The organism is Methylobacterium sp. Leaf104 (assembly GCF_001422885.1).
Classification (GTDB): domain Bacteria; phylum Pseudomonadota; class Alphaproteobacteria; order Rhizobiales; family Beijerinckiaceae; genus Methylobacterium.
In genome coordinates this window covers 181,316-207,369 of sequence record NZ_LMMZ01000040.1, presented here as the reverse complement: position 1 = coordinate 207,369, position 26,054 = coordinate 181,316, and the positions used below count along the sequence as shown (strand labels likewise).

The window sequence follows — 26,054 nt, the reverse complement described above, 5'->3', positions numbered from 1 at the left end:
ATGCGACGGAAAATAAGCGGACCCGGGCCACTTGTCATCGGCGGTGCCCCGCCGACGACGCAGGGGACGGGAAAAAGCGCTCAGGCGAGACCGTAGGTCTTGGCCAACTCCGGGTCCTTCTCGGCGACGAGCTTGGCGAGGTCGACGATGACCTTGGCCTGCTTCCAGGTGGCGTCGTCCTGCATCTTGCCGTCGAGCATCACCGCGCCGGTGCCGTCCGGCATCGCCTCGACGATCCGCACCGCGAAGGCGACCTCGGCCGGATCGGGGGCGAAGACCCGCTTGGCGATGGCGACCTGATTCGGGTGCAGGGTCCAGGCCCCGGCGCAGCCCATTAGGAAGGCGTTGCGGAACTGGGCCTCGCAGGCCTCGCCGTCGGAGAAGTCGCCGAAGGGACCGTAGAAGGCCTTGAGGCCGTTGGCCATGCAGGCATCGACCATCTTGGCGATGGTGTAGTGCCAGAGGTCCTGCTGGGCGGAGGCGCGGACGGCGCCGTCCTGGGTCGGGTCGGCGATGACCCGGTAGTCCGGGTGGCCGCCGCCGACGCGGGTGGTCTTCATGCCGCGGGAGGCCGCGAGGTCGGCGGGGCCGAGGCTCATGCCGTGCATGCGCGGCGAGGCGGAGGCGATGGCATCGACGTTGGCCACGCCCTCGGCGGTCTCGAGGATGGCATGGACGAGGATCGGCTTCGTCACGCCGTGCCGGGCCTCGAGCTGGGCGAGCAACTGGTCGATGTAGTGGATGTCCCACGGCCCCTCGACCTTGGGCACCATCACGACGTCGAGCTTGTCGCCGACCTGGGAGACGATCTCGAACAGGTCGTCCAGAATCCAGGGGGAGTTCAGGGCGTTGATGCGGGTCCAGAGGCCGGTGCCGGAGGCGGCGAAGTCGGTGGCCTGGGCCATGGCCACGAACCCCTTGCGGGCGGCCTCCTTCTGGTCGATCGGCACCGCATCCTCGAGGTTGCCGAGCACCACGTCCACGGTGGCGGCGAGCTCCGGCACGCGGGCGCGGACCTTCTCGTTGTGGGGCGGCACGAAGTGGATCATCCGCTCCAGCTTGACGGGGAGGTCGCGGAAGGGAGCCGGTGCGCCCGTGGCGAGCGGCTGGAAGAAGCGGCGTGGCAGTTTCATGGGTGTTCCTGGCTCCCGGAGATTTCTTGTGTGAGATCGGCGTCCCGAACCAGCGGTTAGGACAAGGCCGACCCCGCCGTAAAGGTGTGCGGGCGCACGCAAGCCGTTTGCCATGCGGCCGCTGCAGTCCAGGGGGCGGAACGTCGATCTGCGCCTCACGTTCTCACGATCGAGGGGGCACCTCACAGAATACGAGGGACGGACCCATGTCCGGATCATCGATCAGGCGGACCGGCTTCCGCCATCCGGCGCTGCTCGCGGCGGCCCTGCTCGGCCTCGGCCTTCCGCAGACCGCATTCGCCGCCGAGCGCAACAGGCCGCCGGCCGAGAAGCAGGTCCGGTCCGAGACGCAGGCCGGACGCGTGGCCTTCACGGCCACCGAGGCCGCGACGGCCCGGCCCGACGGGCTGGCCGCGGGCGTGCGCATTCCCGGAGACGATGCCACCGCCTTCCGTACCCTCCTCGACGGAGCCTCGGCCGCGAACCGGCCCTGGCTCGTGCTCTCCGGCGGCGGCGAGAACGGCGCCTACGCGGCCGGCCTCCTCAACGGCTGGAGCGACGCCGGCACCCGGCCGGATTTCGGCATCATCACCGGCGTCAGCACCGGCGCGATGATCGCGCCCTTCGCCTTCATCGGCGCCTCCGGCGACGCCGCCTTGCGCCAGAACTACACCGAGATCTCCGCCGCCGACGTGTTCGAGTTCGGCGGCACGAACGAGGCCCTCACCGACACCTGGCCGCTCAAGCGCCGGATCGACAGGGCGGTGACCCCGGCCCTGCTGAAGGCGGTGGCCGCGGAGCACGCCAAGGGCCGCCGGCTCCTGGTGGCGACGACGGCGGTGGACGGCGAGCGCCCGGTCCTGTGGGACATGGGCGCCATCGCGCAGACCGGCGACCCGAAGGCGCTCGCGCTGTTCCGGTCGGTGATCCTGGCCTCCTCGGCCGTGCCCGGCGTGTTTCCGCCGGTGATGATCGACGCGGTGGCGGGGGACGGCAAGCGCATCCAGGAAATGCACGACGACGGCGGGACGACCGCACCGTACTACCTCGCCCCGGAATCGATGCTCCTGGCGACGGATCCCGCGCCGCTGCCGACGCACCAGGTCTACCTCATCGTCAACAACAGCCTGGCGCCGGACTTCCAGATGGCGTCGCGCACCACCCTGAGCGTGCTCGGCCGCTCGATGTCGGCGGCGATCAAGGCGCAGACCCGGGCGGCGCTCGCCCTCAGCCAGGGCTTTGCCCGGCGCACCGGCCTGGACCTTCAGGTCGCCCAGATCGACGGACGCTTCGGGAAGACCTCCGCCGCGCCCTTCGACCAGGGCTACATGAGGGCCCTGTTCGACCACGGCGTTGCCCTGGGCCGGGCCGGCACCGCCTTCCAGGGCGGCCCGGCGGACCCGGCGGAGATCGCCACCGGCTCCCTGGACCGGACGTCCGTGCAGGACGGCGCGGTCCAGCCACCGGTCCGGAGCGTGGCCGGGCGGTGATCAGCGCATCAGGCTCGGGGCACCGAGGCGGGGCAGCACGCCCTCGCGCATGACGATGCGGCGCAGCGGCCCGATCGTCGTCATGGCGAGGAGGCCGAGGCCGCGCAGGGCGTCCACCGGAAGGAGGTCGGCGAGCAGGCTGCGGTTGAGCGCGTCGACCGCGGTCGACCGCAAGCGCGCGTCGAGGTCGCGCCCGCGGGCGAAGCCGGCCAGCGCCGCGCGCGAACCCGGGTCGCGCCCGTCCGCCACCGCCCGCATCACCGCGTCGCGCAGGGAGGCCGCGTCGCGCAGGCCGAGGTTCAGGCCCTGCGCCCCGATGGGCGGGAAGACGTGGGCGGCTTCGCCGACCAGGGCGAGGCGAGCGGCGACCGGGCTCGGCACGGACAGGCCCCGCATCGGCACGAGGCCGCGCGGCCCGTCGATGCGCATCGCGCCCAGCATCGCCTGGGCCTGGTGCTCGACCGCCCGGGCAAGGGCGTCGTCGTCGAGGGCGGAGAGACGCTTGGCGGGGCTCTCGCCCATCACCCAGACGAGGCTGGAGCGGAGGCCGCCGGGCAGCGGCACCAGGGTGAACGGCCCCTGCCGGGTGTGGAACTCGGTGGAGACGTCGCGGTGCGGCCGCGTATGCGCCAGGATCGTCGTGATGGCGCTCTGCGGGTAGGACCAGGTGCGCGGCAGGATGCCGGCGGCCTCGCGCAGCCTCGAGCGGGCGCCGTCCGCGCCCGCCACGAGGCGGGCCGACAGGGTGGCGCCGCCGGCGAGCGTGATCGTGGCCGCGTCGGCGCCGGCCGCGAAGCCCGCGGCGTCCTCCTCGAACAGGGTCAGGTTGGCGGCGGCCCGCGCCTCGGCGCGCAGACCCTCGACGAGGCGGGCGCTCTCGACGTTCCAGCCGAAGGCGTCGAGGCCGATCTCGGTGGCGACGAAGCGGGCCGGCGGCGGCCGGAACAGGCTGCCGGTGTCGTCGACGATGTGGAGCTCGGCCAGCGGGCTCGCATGGGGCGCGATCGCCGCCCAGACCCCGAGGGCGTCGAGGAAGCGCACCGAACCGTCGAGGAGCGCCACCGTGCGCCCGTCGGCCACGGGAGCGTGCCGGCCGACCAGGGCGGTGGCGACGCCCTCGCGGGCGAGCGCCAGGGCGAGGCTCAGGCCCGCCGCGCCGGCACCGACCACGGCGACCGCGAAGGCCTCGGATTTCGGAGAATGTGTCGCCACGGGCTCGCGGTCTCCTGCACGGCAGCGGGCCGCCGGCCGTCCGAGCCGACGGGTCCCCCCTGAGATCTAACGCTTACAGAGGCGTGTCACCCCGCCGGTCAAGGCCGCGATGGTGCCGCAGGGGCGGGGCTTGTACCATCCGGGGCAAGGCCGTGGACATCGACCGGCCGAAGGATGCCCGTTCCATGAGCCTGTTCATCGCGCTGCTGGCGCTCGGATTCCTGATGCTCGTCGCCTATCGCGGCTTCAGCGTCATCCTGTTCGCGCCGGTGGCCGCCCTGCTGGCGGTGCTGCTCACCGATCCGTCGGCGGTGCTGCCGGTCTTCTCCGGCCTGTTCATGGAGAAGATGGTCGGCTTCGTGAAGCTGTACTTCCCGGTGTTCCTGCTCGGCGCGGTGTTCGGCAAGGTCATCGAGATGTCGGGCTTCTCCCGCTCCATCGTGACCGCCGTGATCGAGCTCGTGGGCGCGAGGCGGGCGGTGCTCTCCATCGTGCTGGTGTGCAACCTGCTCACCTACGGGGGCGTCTCGCTCTTCGTGGTGGTGTTCGCGGTCTATCCCTTCGCGGCCGAAGCCTTCCGCCTCAGCGACATCCCCAAGCGCCTGATCCCCGGCACCATCGCGCTGGGCGCCTTCTCCTACACGATGGATGCGCTGCCCGGCACGCCGCAGATCCAGAACATCATTCCCACCACCTTCTTCGGCACCAACACCTGGGCCGCTCCCTGGCTCGGGCTGATCGGCGCGGCCTTCATCCTCGTGGTCGGCGTCGCCTATCTCGACCGGCGCATCGCCGCGGCCAAGCGCCGGGGGGAGGGCTACGGCACCGGCCACAGCAACGAGCCGCAGGTGATGGACGAGGCCTCCCGCGCCCATCCGGCCATCGCCCTGCTGCCGCTGATCGTGGTCGGCCTGTCGAATCTCGCCTTCACGGCCGCGATCCCGCGCTTCTACGGGCCCAAGGCCGAGACGGCGCTCGCCGGCCTCGACAAACCCATCGTCACCACGGTCTCGTCCGTGACCGCGATCTGGGCGGTGGAGCTGGCGCTGCTCGCCGGCATCCTCACCGTGCTGGTCTTCGCCTGGCGGCCCGTCGCCTCAGGCTTCGCCGAGGGCAGTCGCGCCGCGGTGGCGGGCTCGCTGCTGGCGGCCATGAACACGGCCTCCGAGTACGGCTTCGGCGCGGTCATCGCCGCCCTTCCGGGCTTCCTCGTCATCCGCGACGCCCTCTCGGCGATCCCGAACCCGCTGGTCAACGAGGCCGTGACCGTGACGGCGCTCGCCGGCATCACCGGCTCGGCCTCGGGCGGCATGAGCATCGCCCTGGCGGCCATGTCCTCCACCTTCATCGCGGCGGCGCAGGCCGCCAACATCCCCATGGAGGTGCTGCACCGGGTCGCCGCCATGGCCAGCGGCGGCATGGACACCCTGCCGCATAACGGCGCCGTCATCACCCTGCTCTCGGTGACGGGCCTGACCCACCGGCAGGCCTATGCCGACATCTTCGCCATCACCCTCCTGAAGACCGCGGCGGTGTTCCTGGTGATCGGGGTCTACTACCTGACCGGCATCGTCTGAGCCGGCCCGGCCTCGTCCGGGCCTGCGCGGTGCCACGATGGGCCGGTCCCGGTGGGAATCAGTCCGATCGGACCCGCGCCGAGGTCTCCCCCGGCTCGACGAGCCGCAGGGTGAGCTGGGTGAAGGGCCGGATGTCCCAGGCCGGCCCGGCATGGAACATCATCACCACGGGCCGGCGCGCCAGGACCTGGAACTCCGGCAATCCCGCCTCGGGGCGCAGGATCGTCCCGGGCTGGACGGCGGGGTCGTAGCCGGCGGGCCGTATCCACACGATCTCATCCATCCAGCCGATCCGCCTTCATGGTCGTGTCGTCCCGGCCGGGCCGGGTCGGCGGTCTTCCGGTGAAGCGCGCGACGCGGACGCACCGGATAACCTGCGTTAATCATGCAGGCGGCGCGGACGCAATCCGGGTGCGCTCCGGCATGCGCGGAGGACGGGCCGGTGCGCCGCCGCACATGGCGCGGCGGGCGCGGGATGAGAGCCTGCGGCATTGCCGGCGCGCCGGGTCCGTCTATGTCGCTCATGATCGCAGCCGGTGGACCCGCATCGGCCGCGTCGAAGACGGGCGGAAGAAGACGGCCGCAGACGCGAAGACCGCGGACGACCCACAGAGAGGAACGACACGATGCCGAAGGCGATCCAGGTTCACGAATACGGCGGCCCCGAGGTGATGCGCTACGAGGACGTGACGCTGCCGGCTCCGGGCCCCGGCCAGATCCACGTCCGGCAGACCGCCATCGGGGTGAACTTCATCGACATCTACTTCCGTTCGGGCGCCTACAAGGCGCCGCAGCTGCCCTTCACCCCCGGCAAGGAGGGCGCCGGCGAGGTCGTGGCGGTCGGGCAGGGCGTCACCGAGTTCCGGGTCGGCGAGCGGGTGGCCTACGGCTCGGCCGCGAGCACCTATGCGGAGGAGGCGGTGATCGAGGCGAGCGCCGCCGTGCACCTCGCCGACGACGTCGACGACAAGACCGCCGCCGCGATGATGCTCAAGGGCCTCACCGCCGAGTACCTGCTGCACCGGACCTACGCGGTGAAGCCCGGCGACACCATCCTGTTCCACGCCGCCGCGGGCGGCGTCGGCCTCATCGCCTGCCAATGGGCCAAGCACCTCGGCGCCACGGTGATCGGCACCGTCGGGTCGCAAGAAAAAGCCGAACTCGCCCGCGCCAACGGCTGCGACCACGTCATCCTCTACCGCGACGAGGATTTCGCCGCCCGGGTCAAGGAGATCACCGGCGGCAAGGGCGTGCCGGTGGTCTATGACGGCGTCGGCAAGGACACCTTCCCGGCCTCGCTGGACTGCATCAGCCCGCTCGGCCTGTTCGTCAGCTTCGGCTCGGCCTCCGGCCCGGTGGACGATTTCAGCCTGGCGCTGCTGGGCCAGAAGGGCTCGCTCTACGCCACCCGCCCCTCGCTCTTCGCCCATGCGAGCAAGCGCGAGACCCTCGATGCCATGGCCAAGAACCTGTTCTCGGTGGTGGCGCGCGGCGCCGTGAAGATCCCGGTCCACAGCACCGCCAAGCTCGCCGCCGCGCAGCAGGTCCACCGGGATCTCGCCGCCCGCAAGACCACCGGCGCCACGGTGATGATCCCGTGATCCGGACATCCCAGGATCCGGCTCTTCCGGGATCGGAGGATGCCGTGATCCCGGGAGCGCGGGACGTCCTCCTCGTCATCGACGTGCAGGTGGACTTCCTGCCCGGCGGGGCGCTCGCCGTGCCCGACGGCGACGCCGTGGTCGCGCCGGTCAACCGCCTCCTCGGGCTGTTCCCGCACGCGGTGCTGACGCAGGACTGGCATCCGCCGGGGCACGTCTCCTTCGCCACGAGCCATCCCGGCCGGGCGCCCTTCGACACCGTGCCCCTGGCCTACGGCCCGCAGGTGCTGTGGCCGGAGCATTGCGTGCAGGGCAGCGCCGGGGCCGCCCTCGCCCCCGGCCTCGCGGCCGACCGCGCCGAGCTGGTGATCCGCAAGGGCCACCACCGCCGGGTCGACAGCTATTCCGCCTTCCTGGAGGCCGACCGGCGCACGCCCACGGGGCTGGCCGGCTACCTGCGCGAGCGCGGCTTCACCCGGGTGATCCTGTGCGGCCTCGCCACCGATTACTGCGTGGCCTGGAGCGCCCTCGACGCGCGGGCGGCCGGCTTCGAGGCCCTGGTGGTCGCGGATGCGGTGCGGGGCATCGACCTGGACGGCTCGGTGGCGCGGGCCTGGGCCGACATGCAGGCGGCCGGCGTCACACGGATCACGAGCGGGGCGATCGGGGGCGGGTAGGGCCCGATGCACGCCGATGCGTCCGCATCCCGTCTCCCCGCCTGCCGGGAGAGGAGCGGCGCATGTCGCTCGAAGTCCCTGGCGGACGTCGCCCCGGTCCTACACCGCGCTCCCGTAGAGATCGTACGCGTCGGCGCGCTCGATCTTCACGGTGACGATGTCGCCGACCCGCAGGGGCCGGCGCGCCGTGACGTGGACGTTCCCGTCGATCTCGGGGGCGTCGTATTTCGAGCGGCCCTTGGCGACGGTGCCGTCGGCCGCGTCGATGATGACGGGCAGGCGCTTGCCGATGCGGGCCTTCTGCAGGCGGGCGGAGATGCCCTGCTGCGCCTCCATGAAGCGGCGCTTGCGCTCGGCCTTGACCTCCGGCGGCACCGGGTCGCCGAGGCCGTTGGCCACCGCGCCGCCCACCGGCTCGAATTCGAAGCAGCCGACGCGCTCGAGCTTGGCTTCGCGAATCCAGGCGAGCAGCTCCTCGAACTCGGCCTCGGTCTCGCCGGGGAAGCCCACGATGAAGGTCGAGCGGATGGCCAGATCCGGGCAGATCTCGCGCCAGCGCCGGATGCGCTCGAGCTGGCGTTCCTGGTTGCCGGGCCGGCGCATGCGGCGGAGCACGGAGGGGCTCGCGTGCTGGAGCGGCATGTCGAGATAGGGCAGCACCTTGCCCTCCGCCATCAGGGGGATGACCTCGTCCACGTGCGGGTAGGGGTAGACGTAGTGCATCCGCACCCAGGCCCCGAGCTCGCCGAGCTCGGCCGCGAGGTCGTAGAACTTCGCCCGCACCTCCCGGTCGCGCCAGGGGCTCGTGGCGTAGCGGATGTCGACGCCGTAGGCGGACGTGTCCTGCGAGACGACCAGCAGTTCCTTGACGCCGGCCTTCACCAGCTTCTCGGCCTCGCGCAGCACGTCGCCGGCCGGGCGGCTGACGAGGTCTCCGCGTAGGGACGGGATGATGCAGAAGGTGCAGCGGTTGTTGCAGCCCTCGGAAATCTTCAGGTAGGCGTAGTGGCGCGGGGTGAGCTTCACCCCCTGGGGCGGCACGAGGTCGAGGAACGGGTCGTGAGCCGGGGGCACCGCCTCGTGCACCGCCGCCACCACCGATTCGTAGGCCTGCGGCCCGGTGACCGCGAGCAGGTTCGGATACTTCTCGCGGATCTCGTCCGGCTGGGCGCCCATGCAGCCGGTGACGATGACGCGGCCGTTCTCCGCCATGGCCTCGCCGATGGCCGAGAGCGACTCGGCCTTGGCCGAATCGAGGAAGCCGCAGGTGTTGACGATGACGACGTCCGCGCCGTCATGCCGCCGGGCGAGCTCGTAGCCCTCGGCGCGCAGGTGCGTGAGGATGCGCTCGGAATCCACCAGCGCCTTGGGGCAGCCGAGGGAGACGAAGGAGATCTTCGGGGCGCTTTTCGGCGCCGTCTCGGCGGGAGTCGATGACAGGGGGGATGCGGTCATGGATGCTCGTCGGACCGGCGCGGCTGCGGGAACCGGACCGGCCTTGGAATCGGGGGAGGGCGGGACAAAAAGGTTGACAGCCCTATAACGGGATTCGCCCGTCTAAGCGAGCCGGGCGGGTCCGAGCCATGCGCGGATCGCGCTTTTGCCACGCCGTCGCGCATGCCACCTGTGCATGATACCGCAGGCCGCGACGGATGCTTCGGCCCCCGATGCTTCGGTACGCCGGGATCATCGGTCCGTCGCCGCCCTGAAACCTTCGAGTCGTCATGTGGATTGCTGATATCCCGTTCGTCGAATCCGTCGCGGCGGCCGAGGCCCTGGCCGCCCTGCCGGGGCTCGCCTTCCTCGACAGCGCCATGCACCACGACACCCTGGGGCGGAGCTCGACCCTGGCGGCCGACCCCTTCGGGCGCTTCCGGTTTCGCGACGGCCGAGCGACGCTGGACGGACGTCCCGTGCCGGGCTCCGGCCTGGAGGCGCTGCGCGCCTGCCTCGCGCCCTTCCGCAGGGCGCGGGATCCCGGTCTCCCGGCCTTCGCGGGCGGTGCCATCGGCTATTTCGCCTACGACCTCGGCGCGACGCTGGAGCGGGTGGCGCCCCCGGCCCGGCGGGCGGGCCTCTGCGACGACATCGCCTTCAACCTCTACGACACGGTGCTGAGCATCGACCACGGCAGCGGGCGCTGCCGCCTCCTCGCCACCGGCTTTCCCGAGATCGACCCGGCGGCGCGCGAAGCCCGGGCGCGAGCCCGGCTGGCGCAGTTCGGCGCGCTCCTGGCAGAGGCCCGGCCGAGTCCGGAGCCGGCCGCGCAGGGGCCGCTCGCCTGGCGCTCGAACTTCACCCGCGCCGGCTACGAGGCGGCGGTGGAGCGGGTGCGCGACTACATCCGCGCCGGCGACATCTACCAGGCCAACATCGCCCAGCGCTTCGAGGCCGACCTGCCGGAGGGCTTCGACCCGCTCGGCCTCTACCGGCGCCTGCGCGCCACCAACCCGGCGACCTTCGGCGCCTATCTCGACTTCGACACCCTGCGCATCGCCTCGAGCAGTCCCGAGCGTTTCCTCAAGCTCAGCGGGCGGGCGATCGAGACCCGGCCGATCAAGGGGACTGTGCGGCGCGTGGCCGACCCGGCCGCCGATGCACGCCTGGGCGAGGCGCTGCAGGCCAACGCCAAGGAGCGGGCCGAGAACATCATGATCGTCGACCTCCTGCGCAACGACCTCTCGCGCATCTGCGAGCCCCACAGCGTGCGGGTGCCGGTGCTGTGCGGCCTCGAATCCTACGCCTCGGTCCACCATCTCGTCTCGGTGGTCACCGGAACCCTGAAGGCGGACCTGGACGCCCTCGACCTGATCGCCGCCACCTTCCCGGGCGGCTCGATCACCGGCGCGCCGAAGCTGCGCGCCATGGACATCATCACGGAGATCGAGGGCGACGCGCGCGAGCTCTATTGCGGCGCCATCGGCGCCCTCGACTTCACCGGCGACCTCGACACGTCGATCGCCATCCGCACCGTGTTCATGGATGCGAGCCGGGCCGTGCTCCAGGCCGGCGGCGGCGTCACCCTGCTGTCCGAGCCGGGCCCGGAATACGAGGAGACCCTGACCAAGGCCGCCCGGGTGTTCCAGGCCTTCGAGCCCGATCCCTCGGATCCGGATGCGGGGAGGGTGCCGTGATCCTCGTCATCGACAACTACGACAGCTTCGTCTTCAACGTGGTGCGCTACTTCGAGGAGCTGGGCGAGACCGTGCGGGTGGCGCGCAACGACGCGATCGACGTCGCCGGCATCCGCGCCCTCGACCCCGAGGCGATCGTGATCTCGCCCGGCCCCTGCACCCCGGCGGAGGCCGGCATCTCGCTGCCCGCCATCCGGGAGCTCTCCGGCGCGGTGCCGCTGCTCGGCGTCTGCCTCGGCCACCAGGCCATCGGCGCGGCCTTCGGCGGCCGGGTCGCGCGGGCCGGGCGCCCCCTGCACGGGCAGGCGACGCCGATCCGGCACGACGGGGCCGGGCTGTTCGCCGGCCTGCCCGACCCGATGCAGGTCGGGCGCTACCACTCGCTCATCGTGGCGCCGGAGCCCGGCATGGCCGACCGCCTCCGCATCGACGCGGTCTCCACCGAGGGGGAGGTGATGGCCCTGTCGCACCGGAGCCATCCGACCTGGGGCGTGCAGTTCCACCCGGAATCGGTGCTCACCGAGAACGGCCACGCCCTCTTCGCCAACTTTTTGCGGTTGGCGCGCGACCGGCGCGCCGACCACCCCCTGCCGGGCCGGATCGATGCTGTGGTTTGACGGCGGCCTCACCGAGGGGCCGGTGCCCTTCGACCTCGCCGACCGGGGCCTGACCCTCGGGGACGGGGTGTTCGACACCGCCCTGGCCCGGCACGGCCGCATCGTGTTCGAGGCCGCGCACGTGGCCCGCCTCGCCGCCGCCACCGCGACGCTGGGCTTTCCCGTGGCGCCCGAGCGCATCGGGGAGGCCATGCGGGGGCTCGCCGATGCGGCGGGCCGGGCCCATCCCTTGGCGGCGATCCGCACCACCGTGACCCGGGGCTCCGGGCCGCGCGGGCTCAGCCCCCCGGCCGAGCCCCGGCCGGTGCTGTGGGCGAGCGCCGCCCCCGTCGGGACGGCCCTGGCCTTCACGCCCCTCACCCTCCACCCCACGGAGATCCGCCGCAACGAGACCTCGCCGGCCGCGACCCTGAAGACGCTCGGCTACCTCGACGCGGTGCTGGCCGCCGGCGCGGCCCGGGCCGCCGGCTTCGACGAGGCCCTGTTCCGGAACACGCGGGGGCACGTCGCCTGCGCCGGGACGGGCAACCTGTTCGCGGTGATCGACGCCACCCTCGTCACCCCGCCCCTCGCGGACGGCGTGCTGCCCGGCATCCTGCGTGCGGAGATTCTCTCGGTCCGAGCGCCGCGCCTCGGCCTGCGCGTCGCGGAGCGGAGTTTCGGCGTGGACGCGCTCCTGCGCGCCGAAGCGGTATTCGTGACCAATTCCCTGCGGGGCCTCGCCCCGGTGACGGCGATCGGCGAGACCGCCTATGCGAGCCCGGCGCATCCGGTGGTGAAGGCCCTCGCGGCCGATCTGCACGGCGCGTTCGCTGCATGACAGCGCAATCCCGGCTCCGCTGGCGCCTGCCCCTGATGGCGGCCTACGGCTTCATCGGATGCGTGCATCTCGCCGCCCCCGACGCCTTCCTGCCGATCATGCCGGACTGGGTGCCGGCACCCCGCCTGGTGGTGATCGCCACCGGCCTGTGCGAACTGGCCGGGGTCCTCGGACTCGCCTGGGGGCCGACCCGGCGCTGGGCCGGGATCGGGTTGGCCCTCTACGCGGTCTGCGTCTTCCCGGCCAACCTCAAGCATGCGCTGGAGGGCATCGTCGTGCCGGGCCTGCCCGACAGCTGGTGGTATCACGGTCCCCGGCTGGCGTTTCAGCCGGTCTTCGTCTGGTGGGCGCTCTATGCCGGCGGGGTCATCGACCGGCCGTTCCGGCGTCGCGCCGCCGAAGCGCCCGCGGTCAGCCCTTCCCCGAAATCCTAGCCCTTCTCCGAAATCTTGACGGCCCGCCAGGCGGCCTCCATCGCGTCGAGATCGCTCTCGGCGAGGCCGATCCCTTGCGCCTCGAGGGCCGCCGCCATCGCGTCGAAGCGGCGCTCGAACTTCATATTCCCTCCTTGTAAGGAATATTCCGGATCGATGCCGAGGTGGCGGGCGAGGTTGGCGACCGAGAACAACAGGTCGCCGAGCTCCTCCACCACCGCCGCCCGGGTGCCGTGGGCCATGGCATCCGCGACCTCGTCGATCTCCTCGCGCACCTTCAGCACCACCTGGTCCGGGTCGGTCCAGTCGAAGCCGTAGGTGGCGGCCCGGGCCGAGAGCTTCTCCGCCCGCGTCAGGGCGGGCAGGGGCAGGGGAATGCCCGCCAGCGGTCCCGATTCCCGGGCCGGCTTCATCCGGCGCTCCTCGGCCTTGATCGCCGCCCACTGGGCGGCCACGGCCTCCGGGTCGCGCCGGGGCGAGCCTGCCGGCAGCAGGGCGCCGTCCGGCGCGAAGACGTGCGGATGGCGCCGGACCATCTTCTCCATCACGGTCCGGACCACGTCCGGGAAGGCGAAGAGCCCGGCCTCCTCGGCGATGCGGGCGTGGAAGACCACCTGAAGGAGGAGGTCGCCGAGCTCGTCGCGCAGGTCCTCGACGTCGCCGCGGGCGATGGCGTCGGCCACCTCGTAGGCCTCCTCCACCGTGTAGGGCGCGATGCTGGAAAAATCCTGGGCCACGTCCCAGGCGCAGCCGGTCTCCGGGTCGCGCAGTTGCGCCATCAGCGCCAGCAGATCCTCGATCCTCACCCCATTCCTCCGCATCGGGCCTCGCTGCGCCTTCCTTAGCGGATTGCGGGCCAACCCGTCAGGCTGGGGATGGAGGCGGGAGAGACGGTGTCTTCCTTTGGAAAATTCCCCTGAAAAAGCCTTGGCCGGGGATGTGTTCGTTCTTCCGAACGGCTCCCGGACCCTTAGGAAAGCTATCAGTAAGAGATTCTCAGAGAGTCATTTCTGAGAGTTATATGGGGACGCCGAAAGCCCTGTCGCAGGAGGGGCTTGGCGGGTGTTCGCGCATCGAACTCTGCGCGGGGGCGTATCGAACTCTGCGCGTCCGCGCATCGAACTCTGCGTGGGTAAACCCGGTCGGTGCATGGGATTCTGCGTGCCTGTGTATTGGGTTCGGCGTGGATCGGCGCTCCGGGCGGTGAACTCCGGGGATTGTGCCGGATTCGGTCCCGTATCGAACTCTGCGTCGGGGCGCGCGGGCCGGATCCGGCCCGTCGACCGGGTGCGGGGTTTCTCCGTCCCGGCCGGTGGATAGCCGGGATGGCGCCGGGATCCGGCCTCGGGCGCCGAGACTCCGCGGCGGGGAATCGGGCATGGTCGCCGCGCGACGCGGTCCGGGGGCGATCCCCGGGTGAGCCTTTTCGCATGGCACGAGGGTCACCACCGGGATCATGAGGATCGAGGACATCCTGGCGGGCATCCGCGACGCCGATCTTCTCGGCGAGGTCGAGGCGGCGCGGGGCAGCTTCCTGTTCGCCACCATCGCGGAGACGATCCTGCACCGGCAGCGGGCCCGGGACGCGGAGGCCGCCGCCCGCGGCGCCGTGGCCGGCCGGCGCCAGGCCATGGGCCGGGACCAGCGCCGGCGCGACGCCATCCGCGAGGTCATCGAGACCGAGCCCACGGGTCCGGAGAACCTGCAGCACATCCACTCGGTGCTGGCGCTCTGCGGCCTGCCCTATCGCGATCCCGGCGACGCCCGCGAATTCTTCCGGGAATACGGCCGGAATTCCTTGAGCCTCCTGGCCGGGCGCCTCAAGAACCCCGCCACTGGCGAGATGGAGTTCCAGGGCCTGCCCTACGGCCCCAAGGCCCGCCTCGTCCTGCTCCACCTCTGCACCGAGGCCGTGCGCCAGCGCAGTCCCACCGTGGCGGTGGCCGACAGCTTGTCGGGCTTCATGAAGGAGATGGGCTTCGCCGTCACGGGCGGCGAGCGCGGCACCATCCGGCAGTTCAAGGAGCAGCTGGCGCGGCTGGCCGCCTGCACCCTGCAGATCGGCCTCTGGGACGGGGCCGGCAGCGCCAGCACCCTCAACGTGCCGCCCTTCCGCCAGCTCGACCTCTGGCTGCCGCAGGGCGCCGACGGGGTGGTCTGGCAGAAGAGCATCCAGTTCCACCAGGATTTCTACGACAACCTGATCCAGCACGCCCTACCGGTGGACATCCGCGCGGCCCGGGCCTTCTCGGGCTCGGCGCGCAAGCTCGACCTGCTGTTCTGGGTCGGCTACCGCCTGCGCGCCCTGCAACGGCCCCTGCGGCTGACCTGGGACAACCTGCACAAGCAGTTCGGCGCCGACAATGCCAGCCTCCGCAGCTTCCGGCAGGCCTTCAAGGCGGACCTCGCCCACCTGCAGGAGGTGTTTCCGAAACTGCCGATCCGTCTCGACGACACCGGCATGCTGCTGCAGCCCGCCGACCCGGGCGCCCTACTGATCCCGCCGCGCGGCGCCAAGCTGCCGCGCAGGGCCGCACAGGCCGTCGCCTGACCGAATATTCCTTACAGGAAGAGGAATATGGATCATCCAGTGATGGACCTTACGGAATAATTATGGAATGTTCCGTTGGTGACGGCCCAACCTTCTTCCGCGAGACATCCATGTTCCTGTCCGAGGCCCAGGCCGAGGCGGTCCTGCGCGACCTGCGCCACCGCCGCGACGAACTCGACCGCGCCATCGCCGAGCATCAGCTCTACCTCGAACTGGGGCGCCGCCTCGGCGCGCCGGCCCCCGCCCCCGCCGCCGAGCCTGCCCGGGCCGGGCCGGCGGTCTCGGATCCTGGCGCCGGGAGCCTGCCCGGCCGGGCCTCGGACCCGGTGCGGGCGGGCGAGGACCTCGTGGCCGCCCGCCGGCACGGGCGCGCCCTGGTGGCGGCCGCCGTCAACCTCCTGCACGAGGCCGGCCGGCCGCTCCATGCCGGCGAGATCCTGCAGGGCCTGACGGCGCTGGGCTTCGAACTGCCCGGCCACGACCCCGTGGCGGCCCTCAACACCCGCCTGTGGAAGCGCTCGGGCCCGGGCGGCCCCCTGAAGCGCCTGGGCGAGGCGGTCTACGCCCCGGCCGAGGAGGACGAGGATCTCGGCTGACGGCCGGCGCGTATCCCAAGGCTCACTCGGGCAGGGCGAAGACGGTGAGCTGGCCGCCGAGCGCCGTGTAGCGCGACAGGGCGGCGTAGCCGCCCACCGCGCCGGCGCCGTCGTTCGGGTCGGTCAGGCCGGCCGCCAGGCCGATCCCGGCCCAGCCGCCGACGCCGCTGAGCACAGCCACGTATTGCCGCCCCCGGTGGCGGTAGGTGGTGACGTTGCCGACGATGCCCGAGGGGGTCTTGAAGCGGTAGAGCTCGCGGCCCGAGCGCGCGTCGACCGCTTTCAGGTAGCCCTCGAGGGTGCCGTAGAACACCACGTCCCCGGCGGTGGCGAGCACCCCGGACCAGACCGAGAACGGCTCGGGAATCGACCAGCGGATCGCCCCCGCGACCCCATCCCAGGCGGTCAGGGTGCCGGTGCGGGGATCGTCGGGGGCCGGGTGCAGGCTCACGGTGGCGCCCACATAGGGCAGTCCGGGGGTGTAGGTGACCCGGAAGGGTTCGATGTCCATGCAGATGTGGTTGGTCGGCACGTAGAACAGCCGGGTGCGCGGCGAATAGGCCGCCGGCTGCTGGTTCTTGGCCCCGATGGCGCCGGGGCAGATGCCCCGGGTGGTCTCGTCCTCGCCGCTGGCCTCCGGCGAGGCGCGCGGGTCGCGGACCGGGCGGCCGTAGCCCGGCGAGGCCCGGTCGAGGTCGATCCGCGTCGCCCAGTTCACGGCGGGGTCGAATTTCTGCGCCACCAGGAGCTCGCCGGTGGCCCGATCGAGGGTGTAGCCGAACCCGTTGCGATCGAAATGGGTGAGGAGCGGGCGGGTGACGCCGCCGAGGACCTGGTCGGTGAGGATCATCTCGTTGACGCCGTCGTAGTCCCACTCGTCGTGGGGCGTCATCTGGTAGAGCCAGCGGGCGATGCCCGTGTCGGGATCGCGGGCCACGATCGAGGCCGCCCAGCGATTGTCGCCGGGGCGCTGGCGCGGATTCCAGGTCGAGGGATTGCCGGTGCCGTAATAGACGAGGTCGAGCCCCGGATCGTAGGCGAACCAGCCCCAGGCGCAGGCGCCACCGGTCTTCCACTGGTCGCCCTCCCAGCTCTTGAGCGAGGAATCCCGGCCGATCGGCTTGCCGAGCGACGTCGTGCGCTCGGGGTCGACCCGCATCTGTTCGTCGGTGCCCGTCGCGGTGGCGCGCCAGAGCCGGGCGCCGGTGCGCGCGTCGTAGGCGGTGACGTGGCACTGGACCCCGAACTCGCCCCCCGAGAGGCCGACCAGGACCTTGCCCTTCACGGGCAGGACGGCGGCGGTGTTGGTCTCGCCCCGGGCGGGGTCGCCGTTGCGGACCGACCAGTTCACCCGACCGGTCTTCGCGTCGAGGGAGACCAGGGTGGTGTCGGCCTGCTGCAGGAAGAGGGCGCCGTCGGCATAGGCGAGGCCGCGATGGACCGTGTCGCAGCACAGGAGGGCCATGACACCCGGATCCTGCTTCGGCTCGTAGCGCCACAGGATGCGGCCGTCCTGGTCGAGATCGAGGGCCGTGACGGTGTTGGGGAAGGGGGTGTGGACGTACATCACCCCGTCCACCACCAGGGGCGCGCCCTCGTGGCCGCGTAGGATCCCGGTGGAGAAGGTCCAGGCGACCCGGAGCCGGCCGACAGTGTCGGCGGTGATCCCGTCGAGGGCGGCGTAGCGGGTGTTGGCCGCGTCGATCGTGGGCAGCACCGTCTGGGCCCGGGCCGGAGCCGGGCCGAGGAGGGCGCCGGCCAGCAGGCCGAGCGGGAGGAGGGCGCGCATGGGGTTCCCCCGGTGCGGGGTTTCGGGACGGGCCCAGCGTCCTAGTCCCGGCGCGGCCCCGGCGCGCGTCAGCGAAATGACGCGGGCGGCGCGCCGCCGCCCGGTCTCGCGCCGGGCCAGGCCCGCGGTCGGGCCTGGCCCGCGTCCTAGAAATAGGGTCCGAAGAGCGGCCGCGGGCGGTAGTGGCCGTAGCGCGGTCCGTAGAAGGGACGGGGGCCGTAGAACGGCCGCGGCCGGTCATAGCCGTAGGGGCGGTACATCGGCCGGCAATAGCCGAACCGGTTCGGGATGAAGCCGGGACCGCAGCCATAGGCGACGGTCTCGACGGCCGCGCCCGCCAGGGTGCCGGCGGGCGCGATCGGCGCCGCCTGGGCGGCCGCGGCGAGGCCGACGGCACCGGCGACGCCGAGCGTCGCGGCCAGAGTCGTGCGGGCGAGCATCGTGCGAAACAGCGATTTCACGGACATGGAGCCATGACCCTCTGCTGGTGTGACCTTTGCTGGTGTTGATCCTCCGGCCTCGTGGAGGTTCGAAGACCTTCACAGGGCTCGAAGTGCTCCAGGATGCCGGGCGGTTGCTGAACGCGCGCTGACGGGGTGCGGTTCACCCCACCGCGACGGAGCCAGCGGCCCGCGGGCGCGTCGCCCGGCGCAGGATGCGCCGGCGCATAGGCTCCTCGAGGCCCCGATGCAGGAGGACGCCGAGGGTGAGGGCCAGGGCGGCGGCGAGGCCCGATCCGAGCCAGGGTGCGGCGGCGAGCCGGCCCCCGAGGACGACCCGGTCGAGGCTGTTCACCAGGGCGTAGGCCGGGACGTGGATCATGTAGAGGGCGAACGAGATCCGGCCGAGGAAGACGAAGCCGGGCGTCACCAGGGGGCCGCTGCGGAGCTGGGCGCCGGCCAGGATCAGGGGCGCCCAGGCCAATGCCGTGAGCCCGTTGTGGAGCAGCACCTCGGACAGGTGGGGCGCGCCCGCCACCAGGGCGAGGCCGGCCAGGGCCGCGAGGGCGAGGAGGACGGGGGTGGGCAGCCGCCAGCGGGTCCAGGCGGCGTAGAGGAGGAGCCCGGCGACGAATTCCGGCACGCGCATCAGGGGGTTGTACTTGATGGCCTGGGCCAGCAGCACCGGCCCCGCGCCCCCCGGCTCCGGCCCGATCAGCGAGAGGCCGGGGGCGTAGCGCGCGAAGGCGAGGGCGGCTCCGCCGGTCAGGACGATCCAGGCCGCGAGAGTCAGGCGCGCGATGCGCCCGGGCGCCGCGAGCGCCAGGGGCAGCAGGAGGGGAAACAGGGCGTAGAAGACCATTTCCACCGAGACCGACCAGCTCGGGCAGTCGAGGGAGCAGGCCGCCCCGGGCACCCAGGCGTGCAGGCCCAGCGGCGCCAGCACCGCGCCCGCGGCCATCAGCCCCTGCAGGGGTGGGGCGGACTTCGCCACCCAGGCGACGAACCAGGGCAGGGCGAGGACGAGGCACAGGAGGTAGACCGGGTAGACCCGCGCCACCCGGGCCCAGGCGAACCGCGCGCGGGCGGCACGGTCGGTCAGGTCCACGTCCCGGTAGGTGTAGGCCAGGATGAAGCCCGAGAGCAGGAAGAAGAAGGTCACCCCGGAATAGCCGAGGCGGACCGCCCCGGGAATCGCGGCGTCGGGAAAGAAGAAGCCGGCATAGTGGAACACCACCACGTAGGCGGCGGCCACGAAGCGCAGGGCGGTGAGCGCCGGCAGCGGCGCCGTCGGCGGATGGGCGGACGGGGCGGGGGCGCTCACCGCGGCGTCCCCGGAACGACCCGTCCGGCGGCACCGAAGCGCAGGCCGAAGACGGAGAGGGCGAGGAGGAAGAACAGCGCGTTGGTGGCCTGGTAGAACACCGATTCGAAGACCCCCACCATCAGGCCGAACAGCCAGATCCGCAGGAACAGCAGCCGCAGGGGGTCGAGGCCGGGGCCGGCCTCGGCCCGGCGCTGGGCCTGGAGGTCGGAGAGGGGAGCCAGCACCATCCACCACACCGTCAGGGCGAGGCCCGGCAGGCCGCTCTCCAGGGCGGTGTTGAGGTAGCCGTCATGGGCGTCGGTGGCGCGGTTGACCCAGGTCGTGGCATCGCCGCCGCCGCCGTAGAACACGCTCTCCCAGAAGGCGCCGTAGCCGAAGCCGGTGAGGGGCTTCTTGGCGATGTTGTCGAGGGCGAAGCTCCAGATCTCGGTGCGGCCGGTATAGGTCGGGTCGGCGGCGAGGGCCGCCACCAGGGCGCCGAGGCCGGACGACATCACCGAGCCCACCGTGAGCAGGAGCAGCAGCGCCAACGGGCCGAGGAGCACCAGCCGGCGCCAGGCGCCGGAGGCCGAGAGGGTGCAGGCCCAGGTCAGTCCGAGCACCGCCGGCGTCATGACCAGGGAGGTCTTGGCGTTGGTGAAGACGAGGAACACGCCCGCCAGCACCACGACCGCGGAGCCCAGGAGGCGCTGGCCCATCCCGGCCCAGAACAGCCCGACGATGATGAACAGGCTCATGGCCGCGCCGGCGCCGTTCTTGTGCGCGAAGACGCCGCGCCAGCTGCCGGCATGCTCGGGCTCGATCAGGTCGAGAGCGGTGTGCATCGCGCGCTCGGGCACCAGCACGAGACCGAGGTAGCAGGTCGCCAGCACGACGAGCACGCTGCCGCCGAGGACGTGGGCGAACTGGCGGACGTCGCGGGCCAGCACCAGCACGCTCACCACCCCGCCGAACATGATGACTAGGGAGACGAGGCGCCGCGCCGAGACGGCGGGCTCGATCGAGAGGGCGGTGGACACGCCGATCCAGCCCAGCGTCGCCAGGATCGGCAGGGTGGCCAGCGGCCGCAGGGCCTCGCGCCCGCGCCAGGCGAGCACCGCCGCCGCGATGCCCGCCATGACCAGGAACAGCCCCTGGTTGACAAGGTTGCCGCCGGCCCGCGAGGCGGCGTTCTCCGCCGCCGTCCCGTCGAGGAACGGATCGGCCCCGATCAGGACGAAGAGCAGGATCGCGCCCATCGCCCCGATGCGCACGGCATCGGGAAGGTCCGCGCGGGCCGTCGCGCCCGCGCCGGTGGCGATGCCCGTGGTCATGGTCCACTCCGCGCTCGAGGGCCGGCAAGGTCACGCATTCGAGGACCCGCACTCTAGTGGTGCGAGTCTAACACTTGGTGCCCGCGCTTTGCGGCCTGGATGATGCGATCCGGGTCGGCAGTCCAGACGAAGGGCTTTGGGTCGCCGTTGCTCGCTTGAACTGCCGGACCCGATGCGGCTGCAGACCATGCCCCCGCCAGATCCGCTGCACCGACGAGATACTGATGGCCGCGGCCTTGCTCATGGCGGCGGCCGTCCAATGCGTGGTCTCGCCGGGTGGTTCTCCCTGCGTCAGAGCCACCACGCGCGCCGCCACCTCCGGCCCCAGCGGCGGGATGCGCGCCGGCCGTGTCTTGTCCCGAAGAAGCCCGTCGACGCCCTCCTGCGCGAAGCGGTCCTGCCAGCACCAGACCACCGTCTTGGACACGCCCGCCTCACGCATGATCGCGTGCGTCCCGAGCCCATCGGCGCTCAGCAGCACGATACGAGCGCGCCAGACGTGCTTCTGCGACGTGTTCCGATCCGCAACGAGCGCTTCGAGCCGAAGGCGATCCGAACTGGAGAGCGTAAAGGAGATGCCACTGCGCATTCCGCCAGACTCGCAGGACAGGCCTCAAACCAAAACCCCACGCGGACTCAACCGTCAGACCTCAACCACTAGGAGCGTAAAGGAGATGCCACTGCGCATTCCGCCAGACTCGCAGGACAGGCCTCAAACCAAAACCCCACGCGGACTCAACCGTCAGACCTCAACCACTAGTGCACGCCTTCGCCTCTTCCACCATTACCGAGTCGGAATATAGCCTCCCGTCACGGATGATATTTGGAAGATTGTCGACGTGGGTCACGTGATAAATCTTCGGGTTGGCGGGTGCCCGACGCGTCATCTTCTTTAGTCCTTCGCCCCCTGGAGCGGGCGGAACATCCAGGCGAGCCGCCCGGTAGCTTCGTCCTCAGCGGCGCTCTGCTGCGCTTCAGCGGGATCCTTCAGCGCCTCCGCAGAGATCCCATGCATGATCTGACCGAGCAGGGACGGCAGCTCCTGGCCATGCTGTCTGAGCACCAACGCAGCTTCGAGGAGCGCGCGGATGTGCTCATCAGGTACTGGCCGGCTCATGATCTGGGCGTCCAGCACCTGGTCGGCGAGAAGCGTCGCCAGGCGAACCACCTCGGAGAGGCGATCGAGAGCGTCTGCTCCCTCACTCTCAGGCATCCCAAGCTGGCTGCTCATGGCTTCTTCGCAGGCGTAGGCGCCTCAGCCGTTGCGAGATGAGGTTCGTTGCTCAGCGTGCCGGTAGCGGTACCGCCGAGGTAGCCATTCGCCTTCAGGTGATCGGAGAGCAGCTTCTCCACGAGCGAGGTCAGCGACCGCTGATCGTCGGCAGCTGCGCGCTCGGCAGCTTCCTTCAGCTCTGGATCAATCCGAAGGTTGAGGGTCGCTGTCTTCTTCCGCTGCTCGACCATAAAAATGTAACGCCAGTGGCTTGACATCAGGAGCATCAAGCGTAACGTAAGTGGCGTTACAAAGCAAACGGCCCGCCGAGGTATTGGAGCACCAGAGCGAGCCTGACCACTCACGTCGAGGGACGACGCATCATGGCTATCCGGAATTCTACAGCATCGGCTCGCGCCGGTGAACGCTCTCGCTCGCCTTCTGCAGCGGTTTACTCCCGTCCCATGCCCCTGCTGGAGCCTGATGAGGCCGAAGCGGAGGACGGCCCGGTTATCACCCCGGTGCGGCCCGACTCGGCACATGTCCGAGCTCCCCGCTTCCTCGACTTCGCCGGAGACCTCGTCTCGGCCGTCCTGATCATTGCCGGGGGCGTGTTCGCCTATGGCTTCCTGCAGATCGGATGAGGGAGGCTGTTATGAACGCTCGTCGCAAACCGAGCACTACCGCTCCCGAGCAATCGATCCAAGAGCGTGCCGGGGCGCTAAGGGCAGCCACTGCCCGTCTGCCTCCACAGGCGCCCCTGGAGGCACTTCTAGCCAACTGCCGGCGCTATGCTGCCGAGTTCGATTTTGCTCCCTTCAGCATCGAAGAGCTCGCCCGTCTATACGAGATCACGCGACAGGCCGACAGTTTTTGGGGGCATATCGGTAACATGCCGCTTTGCCAAAGCTCCGACGGTTCATCGCGTCTGTCGAGCATCGGCTGGTTCGTCGAGGGTGAGAGCCAGCGCTTTTCCTTCTTTCGTGACAGCTGCGTCGCCGAAATCACTCGGCGTGCGCCGGCGAACAAGTCCGAGCACGACGAGATCCTTAGCGTGCGCATCATGCATGAGATCGACTGCAACGGCCGGGTCGATCGCCTCGACGCACCCGACCTCCTCCTCGAAGCGCTGAAGGCATGGGGCTGACCATGAGCAATGTCGTGCCGTTTCCCACCCCTCGCCGGATCCAGGCTGCCAGCATCTCAAGGGCCGAATTCGAGCGTCTCGCCGATCTTGCCTTGGATGTCGTCGACCAGATCGTCGCCATCCTTGATGCTGCAGATGGCGACGCCGACCTCGAGCCCGATGCCGACAGAGAGCCTTCGCTCGCCTCACCCATTGGCCGCCCTTCCCAACGCGTCTGGGCTGTCGGTAGCGACCGCGATCTGGAGGCGGATTGAGACCAAATCAGGCTTCGTTCGTACCTTCGAACCGGGAACTCAATCGAGACTGCTTCTTGCCCGGTTTGTTCACGGTGTTAGCTCTCCCCCTGCCTCCTAATAGGTTGAGCAGGGGGAAACGGAGGCAGTTCACGCGGTTTCGCCCCATCCCGGGGCGGGCCCACCTCGAACGACCCGCCATTGCGATTTTCATGGCTCGTCGCGAACCTTGCTCGAAGGGATCGGAGGACGCGATGGCAGACGATTTTCACGACGGGAATGATGCTCGGCGGTACCGCGCACGCCTCCGGAGGCAACGCAGGTACCAGGCCGGCTACCGCCAGCGGCTGAAGGAGAAGGCAATCCCACAGAAGGACGACTTCGCTACGGCGTGCCTGGATGAGCTGCTGGTGATCCTCGCTCGCGATCCCAACGCCGTGCCCGGGTTCGTGGGCAGAGTCCTCAGGCGCGTCACCCGGAAGTTCGGCAGGGAGGCTGCTGCCGATCGCCTCACGATCATGGTGCAGCGGACGGCCCAGAGGCTTCGTGCTGCCGAGGTTGGATCGCAGTGAAGCGGCAGGAGGCTATCGGGCCGCCCAGCAACCCGCTGCGGTCCCTTTGTGACAGAGCATCATCTCGATGCTTTACAAACGTCAGCACACGTCATAGCATCGCTATGACGTTTTGGAGTGATGCCGTGGAAGCGACGCAGATTGAGACCTGGGCATTCTCTCGCAGCGATGCCGCCGCCTTGGTCGGCATGACCAGCGGTCAGATCGGCAACTACCTCACGCGGTACGATCTCTTTCCGGCCCGGCCGAAGGGCAAAGGCTATCACGTCGACTTCAAGCTGGCCGACCTGCTGCTTCTCTCCGCCGTGAAGGCCCTGATGAAGAACGGGGGATTGTCGGCCGAGGAAGCTGCGAAGGCTCTGCGTCGAAGCCGGGGCCCCTACCATGCGATGCTGACCGACGGTTACGGCCCCGACCAGGAGCCCCTCTTCACCTACCCCGGGACGCTGTTCCTCTCCTTGAATGACGATGGGGAGTACGTGCAGTTCGACAGCGCCGACACATTGGTCAGCATCCAGATCCGCTGTTGGCCCCTTTTCGACGAACTCTGGCCCCGCGTGCGCGCCCTGATCGAGAAGGAAGGCGCATCCGACAAGCCGCCCTACCCCGGCAATGTTACCGAGGGCATCACCGCGTTCGAGAAGCACATTGCTGAGCTTCGCGCCCTGCGCTGGAATCAGGAGGCCTAATCCGATGGCACGCGCGGTTGCATACCCGCTCGGTTCCTGGCCGCTGGAAATGCGTGCAGAGACGGCGGCTGCCTTCTGCGACGAGCCGAGCGTCGAGGCGTTCCGCGCAAAGGTCGATCGCGGCATCTACTCGCGCCCGCGCACCGAAAGGGGCTGTCTGCCGAAATGGCATCGTGAACGCTTGGCGCAGGACATCGCCCGTCGTCACGGGCTCGCGATGCCCGTCGTCCCGATAGCCGAGAGCATCGAGGGCCTGATCTGATGCCGCGTCGCAAGCCTCAGGGCTGGCCCAAGCTGATGGTGGCGCGGCGGCTGAAGTCGGGCCTCACCGGCTACTATTGGGTTCCGCCAACCTGGGCCAAAGAGGCAGGATGTCCGACGCGGTCAGAAGCCCTTGGAAGCGACTACGGAGCCGCGAAGGCCCGCTGCGACGACGTCCTTAATCCCCAGTTCGATGCTTGGCGCCAGCGCGGTGCCGTACCGGTCGAGACCGTCCGCATTCGCACCGGAACGTTCGATTGGATGGCCGCGCTTTATAAGACGTCGCCGAAGTACACCAGCAAGCCGCCCAAGACCCGCAAGGGCTACGACGCGGCCCTGCATCTCGTCTCCAGCTACGTGCTGAAGGATGGCCGGCGTTTCGGTACTCTGGCACTCGGAAGCATCACGCCTGGCGCTGCCGATCGTCTCTACGAGCGCCTGAAGCTCAAGGCCGATGGTACGGAGCGCATCCGCACAGGCATCCTCGCCATGAGCATCGCGAAGCGCGCCTGGAACGTAGCGCGCCGCGACAAGCCCGATATCGTCCCGGCTGAGAATCCATTCGCGAAGATGGATCTCGCATACAAGGCCAAGCCGACGCGGCCGGTTACCCACGAGGAGCTACTGCGCTTCGTGACCGCTGCGGATGCTGCCGGTGAACCCTCGATCGGTACGGCGGCGATGATCGCGTTCTTCTGGCTACAGCGTCAGGAGGACATCCTGAAGCGCTTGGCATGGACGCACTACCGCCCGGCCGACAAGCCGGGCCTTGCCCAGATCTTCCACCACAAGACCGGCGAACTCGTCGAGCTGCCGCTGTTCGACGTAGATGGCACGGTGCTCTGGCCCGAGCTCATGGATCGTCTGGAGCGCTTCCCGCGGCGTGGCACTCTGATCGTTACTCGCGACCAGCCGGACCGGCGCCGGAAGGTCCACCTCCCCTGGGGCGAGGACTACTTCCGGCATCGCATCGCAGGCATCCGTGAGGCGGCCGGCATCGACCCCGAAGTGAAGTTCATGGGCCTGCGCGACGGCGGCAACGTCGAAGGCGCCGAGGCCGACCTGACAGACGCTCAGCTCCGCGCTCTGAGCGGCCACCTGACCACCGCAGCTCTGCTTCGGTACGCGCAAGCGACCCCGAAGCAACGGCAGGCGGGAGCGCGTAAACGCTTGGACGCAAGAACGAAGAAGGAAGGTTTGTCGAAATGAGCCGATGACGTCGTGTCGA

The 26,054-nt window shown here is 70.4% G+C and carries 30 protein-coding genes; 17 read left to right on the top strand and 13 right to left on the bottom strand.

What is annotated here, in order from left to right:
• Positions 1–80 precede the first annotated feature (80 nt).
• Positions 81–1,133 (bottom strand): HpcH/HpaI aldolase/citrate lyase family protein, encoded by a 1,053-nt coding sequence (locus tag ASF49_RS21645; protein WP_056477889.1) that lies wholly within the window; start codon positions 1,131–1,133, stop codon positions 81–83.
• Between the two features lie 206 nt (positions 1,134–1,339).
• Between ASF49_RS21645 and ASF49_RS21640 the strand changes: the two genes are divergently transcribed.
• The gene (locus ASF49_RS21640) at positions 1,340–2,623 is read left to right on the top strand and encodes a patatin-like phospholipase family protein (protein ID WP_056477887.1); all 1,284 of its coding nucleotides are present in this window, start codon (positions 1,340–1,342) and stop codon (positions 2,621–2,623) included.
• On the opposite strand, the gene ASF49_RS21635 is transcribed toward ASF49_RS21640, so the two are convergent.
• A complete protein-coding gene (locus ASF49_RS21635; RefSeq protein ID WP_056477885.1) occupies positions 2,624–3,835 on the bottom strand; it encodes an FAD-dependent monooxygenase in 1,212 nt (403 codons plus the stop codon).
• A 185-nt stretch (positions 3,836–4,020) separates the two neighbouring features.
• On the opposite strand from ASF49_RS21635, the gene ASF49_RS21630 reads away from it, so the two are divergent.
• Positions 4,021–5,412, top strand: coding sequence for a GntP family permease (locus tag ASF49_RS21630; RefSeq protein WP_056477883.1), 1,392 nt, complete (start codon positions 4,021–4,023; stop codon positions 5,410–5,412).
• A 58-nt stretch (positions 5,413–5,470) separates the two neighbouring features.
• Here the strand turns inward: ASF49_RS21630 and ASF49_RS21625 are convergent, their stop codons facing one another.
• A complete protein-coding gene (locus ASF49_RS21625) occupies positions 5,471–5,695 on the bottom strand; it encodes a hypothetical protein (RefSeq protein WP_056477881.1) in 225 nt (74 codons plus the stop codon).
• A 343-nt stretch (positions 5,696–6,038) separates the two neighbouring features.
• Here ASF49_RS21625 and ASF49_RS21620 point away from each other — a divergent pair, with 343 nt between their 5' ends.
• Positions 6,039–7,013 carry a quinone oxidoreductase family protein gene (locus ASF49_RS21620; RefSeq protein ID WP_056477879.1) on the top strand — a complete coding sequence of 325 codons (975 nt, stop codon included), beginning with the start codon at positions 6,039–6,041 and terminating at the stop codon, positions 7,011–7,013.
• 44 nt (positions 7,014–7,057) lie between these two features.
• Complete coding sequence (gene pncA / locus ASF49_RS21615) at positions 7,058–7,690, top strand: bifunctional nicotinamidase/pyrazinamidase (RefSeq protein WP_056477973.1); 633 nt, start codon at positions 7,058–7,060, stop codon at positions 7,688–7,690.
• 99 nt (positions 7,691–7,789) lie between these two features.
• Here the strand turns inward: pncA and rimO are convergent, their stop codons facing one another.
• Positions 7,790–9,145: a 30S ribosomal protein S12 methylthiotransferase RimO gene (gene rimO / locus ASF49_RS21610; protein WP_056477877.1), complete on the bottom strand. Its 1,356-nt coding sequence runs from the start codon at positions 9,143–9,145 to the stop codon at positions 7,790–7,792.
• Between the two features lie 269 nt (positions 9,146–9,414).
• Between rimO and pabB the strand changes: the two genes are divergently transcribed.
• From pabB to ASF49_RS21590, 4 genes are read left to right on the top strand one after another with little or no spacing between them, the layout of a single operon-like run.
• Entirely contained in the window at positions 9,415–10,824 is a 1,410-nt protein-coding gene (gene pabB / locus ASF49_RS21605; RefSeq protein ID WP_056477876.1) for an aminodeoxychorismate synthase component I, read from the top strand.
• Positions 10,821–11,441 carry an anthranilate synthase component II gene (locus ASF49_RS21600; RefSeq protein WP_056477873.1) on the top strand — a complete coding sequence of 207 codons (621 nt, stop codon included), beginning with the start codon at positions 10,821–10,823 and terminating at the stop codon, positions 11,439–11,441. Before pabB ends, ASF49_RS21600 begins: the two co-directional genes overlap by 4 nt.
• Complete coding sequence (locus tag ASF49_RS21595) at positions 11,428–12,261, top strand: aminotransferase class IV (RefSeq protein ID WP_056477871.1); 834 nt, start codon at positions 11,428–11,430, stop codon at positions 12,259–12,261. The genes ASF49_RS21600 and ASF49_RS21595 overlap by 14 nt, the downstream gene beginning before the upstream one ends.
• Entirely contained in the window at positions 12,258–12,695 is a 438-nt protein-coding gene (locus ASF49_RS21590) for a DoxX family protein (protein WP_056477869.1), read from the top strand. Before ASF49_RS21595 ends, ASF49_RS21590 begins: the two co-directional genes overlap by 4 nt.
• On the opposite strand, the gene mazG is transcribed toward ASF49_RS21590, so the two are convergent.
• The gene (gene mazG, locus ASF49_RS21585; RefSeq protein ID WP_056477867.1) at positions 12,692–13,516 is read right to left on the bottom strand and encodes a nucleoside triphosphate pyrophosphohydrolase; all 825 of its coding nucleotides are present in this window, start codon (positions 13,514–13,516) and stop codon (positions 12,692–12,694) included. The genes ASF49_RS21590 and mazG overlap by 4 nt on opposite strands.
• 635 nt (positions 13,517–14,151) lie before the next feature.
• On the opposite strand from mazG, the gene ASF49_RS21580 reads away from it, so the two are divergent.
• Both ASF49_RS21580 and ASF49_RS21575 read left to right on the top strand, forming a co-directional pair.
• A complete protein-coding gene (locus ASF49_RS21580) occupies positions 14,152–15,246 on the top strand; it encodes a replication protein RepA (protein ID WP_056477864.1) in 1,095 nt (364 codons plus the stop codon).
• 110 nt (positions 15,247–15,356) lie between these two features.
• The gene (locus tag ASF49_RS21575; protein WP_056477862.1) at positions 15,357–15,842 is read left to right on the top strand and encodes a hypothetical protein; all 486 of its coding nucleotides are present in this window, start codon (positions 15,357–15,359) and stop codon (positions 15,840–15,842) included.
• Positions 15,843–15,864: 22 nt separating this feature from the next.
• Here the strand turns inward: ASF49_RS21575 and ASF49_RS21570 are convergent, their stop codons facing one another.
• The 8 genes from ASF49_RS21570 to ASF49_RS24295 all read right to left on the bottom strand — a co-directional run bounded on the left by ASF49_RS21570 (position 15,865) and on the right by ASF49_RS24295 (position 22,211).
• Complete coding sequence (locus ASF49_RS21570; protein WP_056477860.1) at positions 15,865–17,631, bottom strand: methanol/ethanol family PQQ-dependent dehydrogenase; 1,767 nt, start codon at positions 17,629–17,631, stop codon at positions 15,865–15,867.
• Positions 17,632–17,777: 146 nt separating this feature from the next.
• Positions 17,778–18,071, bottom strand: coding sequence for a GCG_CRPN prefix-to-repeats domain-containing protein (locus ASF49_RS21565; RefSeq protein WP_056477971.1), 294 nt, complete (start codon positions 18,069–18,071; stop codon positions 17,778–17,780).
• Between the two features lie 163 nt (positions 18,072–18,234).
• Positions 18,235–19,395, bottom strand: a complete 1,161-nt coding sequence (locus ASF49_RS21560) for an acyltransferase family protein (RefSeq protein ID WP_056477858.1) — start codon at positions 19,393–19,395, stop codon at positions 18,235–18,237.
• Positions 19,392–20,711, bottom strand: coding sequence for an O-antigen ligase family protein (locus tag ASF49_RS21555; RefSeq protein ID WP_056477857.1), 1,320 nt, complete (start codon positions 20,709–20,711; stop codon positions 19,392–19,394). The genes ASF49_RS21560 and ASF49_RS21555 overlap by 4 nt, the downstream gene beginning before the upstream one ends.
• A gap of 67 nt (positions 20,712–20,778) precedes the next feature.
• The gene (locus tag ASF49_RS21550; protein ID WP_243214707.1) at positions 20,779–21,300 is read right to left on the bottom strand and encodes a helix-turn-helix domain-containing protein; all 522 of its coding nucleotides are present in this window, start codon (positions 21,298–21,300) and stop codon (positions 20,779–20,781) included.
• 160 nt (positions 21,301–21,460) lie between these two features.
• Positions 21,461–21,598 (bottom strand): DarT ssDNA thymidine ADP-ribosyltransferase family protein, encoded by a 138-nt coding sequence (locus ASF49_RS23990; protein ID WP_156653141.1) that lies wholly within the window; start codon positions 21,596–21,598, stop codon positions 21,461–21,463.
• A 5-nt stretch (positions 21,599–21,603) separates the two neighbouring features.
• Positions 21,604–21,942, bottom strand: coding sequence for a hypothetical protein (locus tag ASF49_RS21545; RefSeq protein WP_243214812.1), 339 nt, complete (start codon positions 21,940–21,942; stop codon positions 21,604–21,606).
• Positions 21,939–22,211 carry a toxin-antitoxin system HicB family antitoxin gene (locus ASF49_RS24295; protein ID WP_200930098.1) on the bottom strand — a complete coding sequence of 91 codons (273 nt, stop codon included), beginning with the start codon at positions 22,209–22,211 and terminating at the stop codon, positions 21,939–21,941. The genes ASF49_RS21545 and ASF49_RS24295 overlap by 4 nt, the downstream gene beginning before the upstream one ends.
• A 177-nt stretch (positions 22,212–22,388) precedes the next feature.
• On the opposite strand from ASF49_RS24295, the gene ASF49_RS21535 reads away from it, so the two are divergent.
• The 7 genes from ASF49_RS21535 (at position 22,389) to ASF49_RS21505 (ending at position 26,035) form a co-directional block, all read left to right on the top strand.
• Entirely contained in the window at positions 22,389–22,568 is a 180-nt protein-coding gene (locus tag ASF49_RS21535; RefSeq protein WP_243214814.1) for a hypothetical protein, read from the top strand.
• Between the two features lie 11 nt (positions 22,569–22,579).
• Positions 22,580–23,071: a hypothetical protein gene (locus tag ASF49_RS23985; protein WP_156653140.1), complete on the top strand. Its 492-nt coding sequence runs from the start codon at positions 22,580–22,582 to the stop codon at positions 23,069–23,071.
• Complete coding sequence (locus ASF49_RS21525; protein ID WP_243214816.1) at positions 23,062–23,325, top strand: hypothetical protein; 264 nt, start codon at positions 23,062–23,064, stop codon at positions 23,323–23,325. Before ASF49_RS23985 ends, ASF49_RS21525 begins: the two co-directional genes overlap by 10 nt.
• 233 nt (positions 23,326–23,558) lie before the next feature.
• The gene (locus ASF49_RS21520) at positions 23,559–23,876 is read left to right on the top strand and encodes a hypothetical protein (protein WP_056477849.1); all 318 of its coding nucleotides are present in this window, start codon (positions 23,559–23,561) and stop codon (positions 23,874–23,876) included.
• Between the two features lie 125 nt (positions 23,877–24,001).
• Positions 24,002–24,565 (top strand): MerR family transcriptional regulator, encoded by a 564-nt coding sequence (locus ASF49_RS21515; RefSeq protein WP_056477847.1) that lies wholly within the window; start codon positions 24,002–24,004, stop codon positions 24,563–24,565.
• A gap of 4 nt (positions 24,566–24,569) precedes the next feature.
• Positions 24,570–24,827 carry a hypothetical protein gene (locus tag ASF49_RS21510; protein WP_056477845.1) on the top strand — a complete coding sequence of 86 codons (258 nt, stop codon included), beginning with the start codon at positions 24,570–24,572 and terminating at the stop codon, positions 24,825–24,827.
• A complete protein-coding gene (locus ASF49_RS21505) occupies positions 24,827–26,035 on the top strand; it encodes a hypothetical protein (RefSeq protein WP_056477844.1) in 1,209 nt (402 codons plus the stop codon). Before ASF49_RS21510 ends, ASF49_RS21505 begins: the two co-directional genes overlap by 1 nt.
• Positions 26,036–26,054 lie beyond the last annotated feature (19 nt).

Coding starts and splice junctions, on each gene's coding strand:
- ASF49_RS21630 (WP_056477883.1), top strand. CDS start 4,021: ATGAGCCTGTTCATCGCGCTGCTGGCGCTCGGATTCCTGATGCTCGTC.
- ASF49_RS21580 (WP_056477864.1), top strand. CDS start 14,152: ATGAGGATCGAGGACATCCTGGCGGGCATCCGCGACGCCGATCTTCTC.
- ASF49_RS21625 (WP_056477881.1), bottom strand. CDS start 5,695: ATGGATGAGATCGTGTGGATACGGCCCGCCGGCTACGACCCCGCCGTC.
- ASF49_RS21590 (WP_056477869.1), top strand. CDS start 12,258: ATGACAGCGCAATCCCGGCTCCGCTGGCGCCTGCCCCTGATGGCGGCC.
- ASF49_RS21575 (WP_056477862.1), top strand. CDS start 15,357: ATGTTCCTGTCCGAGGCCCAGGCCGAGGCGGTCCTGCGCGACCTGCGC.
- ASF49_RS21595 (WP_056477871.1), top strand. CDS start 11,428: ATGCTGTGGTTTGACGGCGGCCTCACCGAGGGGCCGGTGCCCTTCGAC.
- ASF49_RS21525 (WP_243214816.1), top strand. CDS start 23,062: ATGGGGCTGACCATGAGCAATGTCGTGCCGTTTCCCACCCCTCGCCGG.
- ASF49_RS21565 (WP_056477971.1), bottom strand. CDS start 18,071: ATGCTCGCCCGCACGACTCTGGCCGCGACGCTCGGCGTCGCCGGTGCC.
- ASF49_RS21510 (WP_056477845.1), top strand. CDS start 24,570: ATGGCACGCGCGGTTGCATACCCGCTCGGTTCCTGGCCGCTGGAAATG.
- ASF49_RS21550 (WP_243214707.1), bottom strand. CDS start 21,300: ATGCGCAGTGGCATCTCCTTTACGCTCTCCAGTTCGGATCGCCTTCGG.
- ASF49_RS21535 (WP_243214814.1), top strand. CDS start 22,389: ATGCCCCTGCTGGAGCCTGATGAGGCCGAAGCGGAGGACGGCCCGGTT.
- pabB (WP_056477876.1), top strand. CDS start 9,415: ATGTGGATTGCTGATATCCCGTTCGTCGAATCCGTCGCGGCGGCCGAG.
- ASF49_RS23990 (WP_156653141.1), bottom strand. CDS start 21,598: ATGACGCGTCGGGCACCCGCCAACCCGAAGATTTATCACGTGACCCAC.
- ASF49_RS21640 (WP_056477887.1), top strand. CDS start 1,340: ATGTCCGGATCATCGATCAGGCGGACCGGCTTCCGCCATCCGGCGCTG.
- rimO (WP_056477877.1), bottom strand. CDS start 9,145: ATGACCGCATCCCCCCTGTCATCGACTCCCGCCGAGACGGCGCCGAAA.
- ASF49_RS21545 (WP_243214812.1), bottom strand. CDS start 21,942: ATGAGCAGCCAGCTTGGGATGCCTGAGAGTGAGGGAGCAGACGCTCTC.
- ASF49_RS21645 (WP_056477889.1), bottom strand. CDS start 1,133: ATGAAACTGCCACGCCGCTTCTTCCAGCCGCTCGCCACGGGCGCACCG.
- ASF49_RS21555 (WP_056477857.1), bottom strand. CDS start 20,711: ATGACCACGGGCATCGCCACCGGCGCGGGCGCGACGGCCCGCGCGGAC.
- ASF49_RS21620 (WP_056477879.1), top strand. CDS start 6,039: ATGCCGAAGGCGATCCAGGTTCACGAATACGGCGGCCCCGAGGTGATG.
- ASF49_RS21570 (WP_056477860.1), bottom strand. CDS start 17,631: ATGCGCGCCCTCCTCCCGCTCGGCCTGCTGGCCGGCGCCCTCCTCGGC.
- ASF49_RS23985 (WP_156653140.1), top strand. CDS start 22,580: ATGAACGCTCGTCGCAAACCGAGCACTACCGCTCCCGAGCAATCGATC.
- mazG (WP_056477867.1), bottom strand. CDS start 13,516: ATGCGGAGGAATGGGGTGAGGATCGAGGATCTGCTGGCGCTGATGGCG.
- ASF49_RS21505 (WP_056477844.1), top strand. CDS start 24,827: ATGCCGCGTCGCAAGCCTCAGGGCTGGCCCAAGCTGATGGTGGCGCGG.
- ASF49_RS21520 (WP_056477849.1), top strand. CDS start 23,559: ATGGCAGACGATTTTCACGACGGGAATGATGCTCGGCGGTACCGCGCA.
- ASF49_RS24295 (WP_200930098.1), bottom strand. CDS start 22,211: ATGCTCCTGATGTCAAGCCACTGGCGTTACATTTTTATGGTCGAGCAG.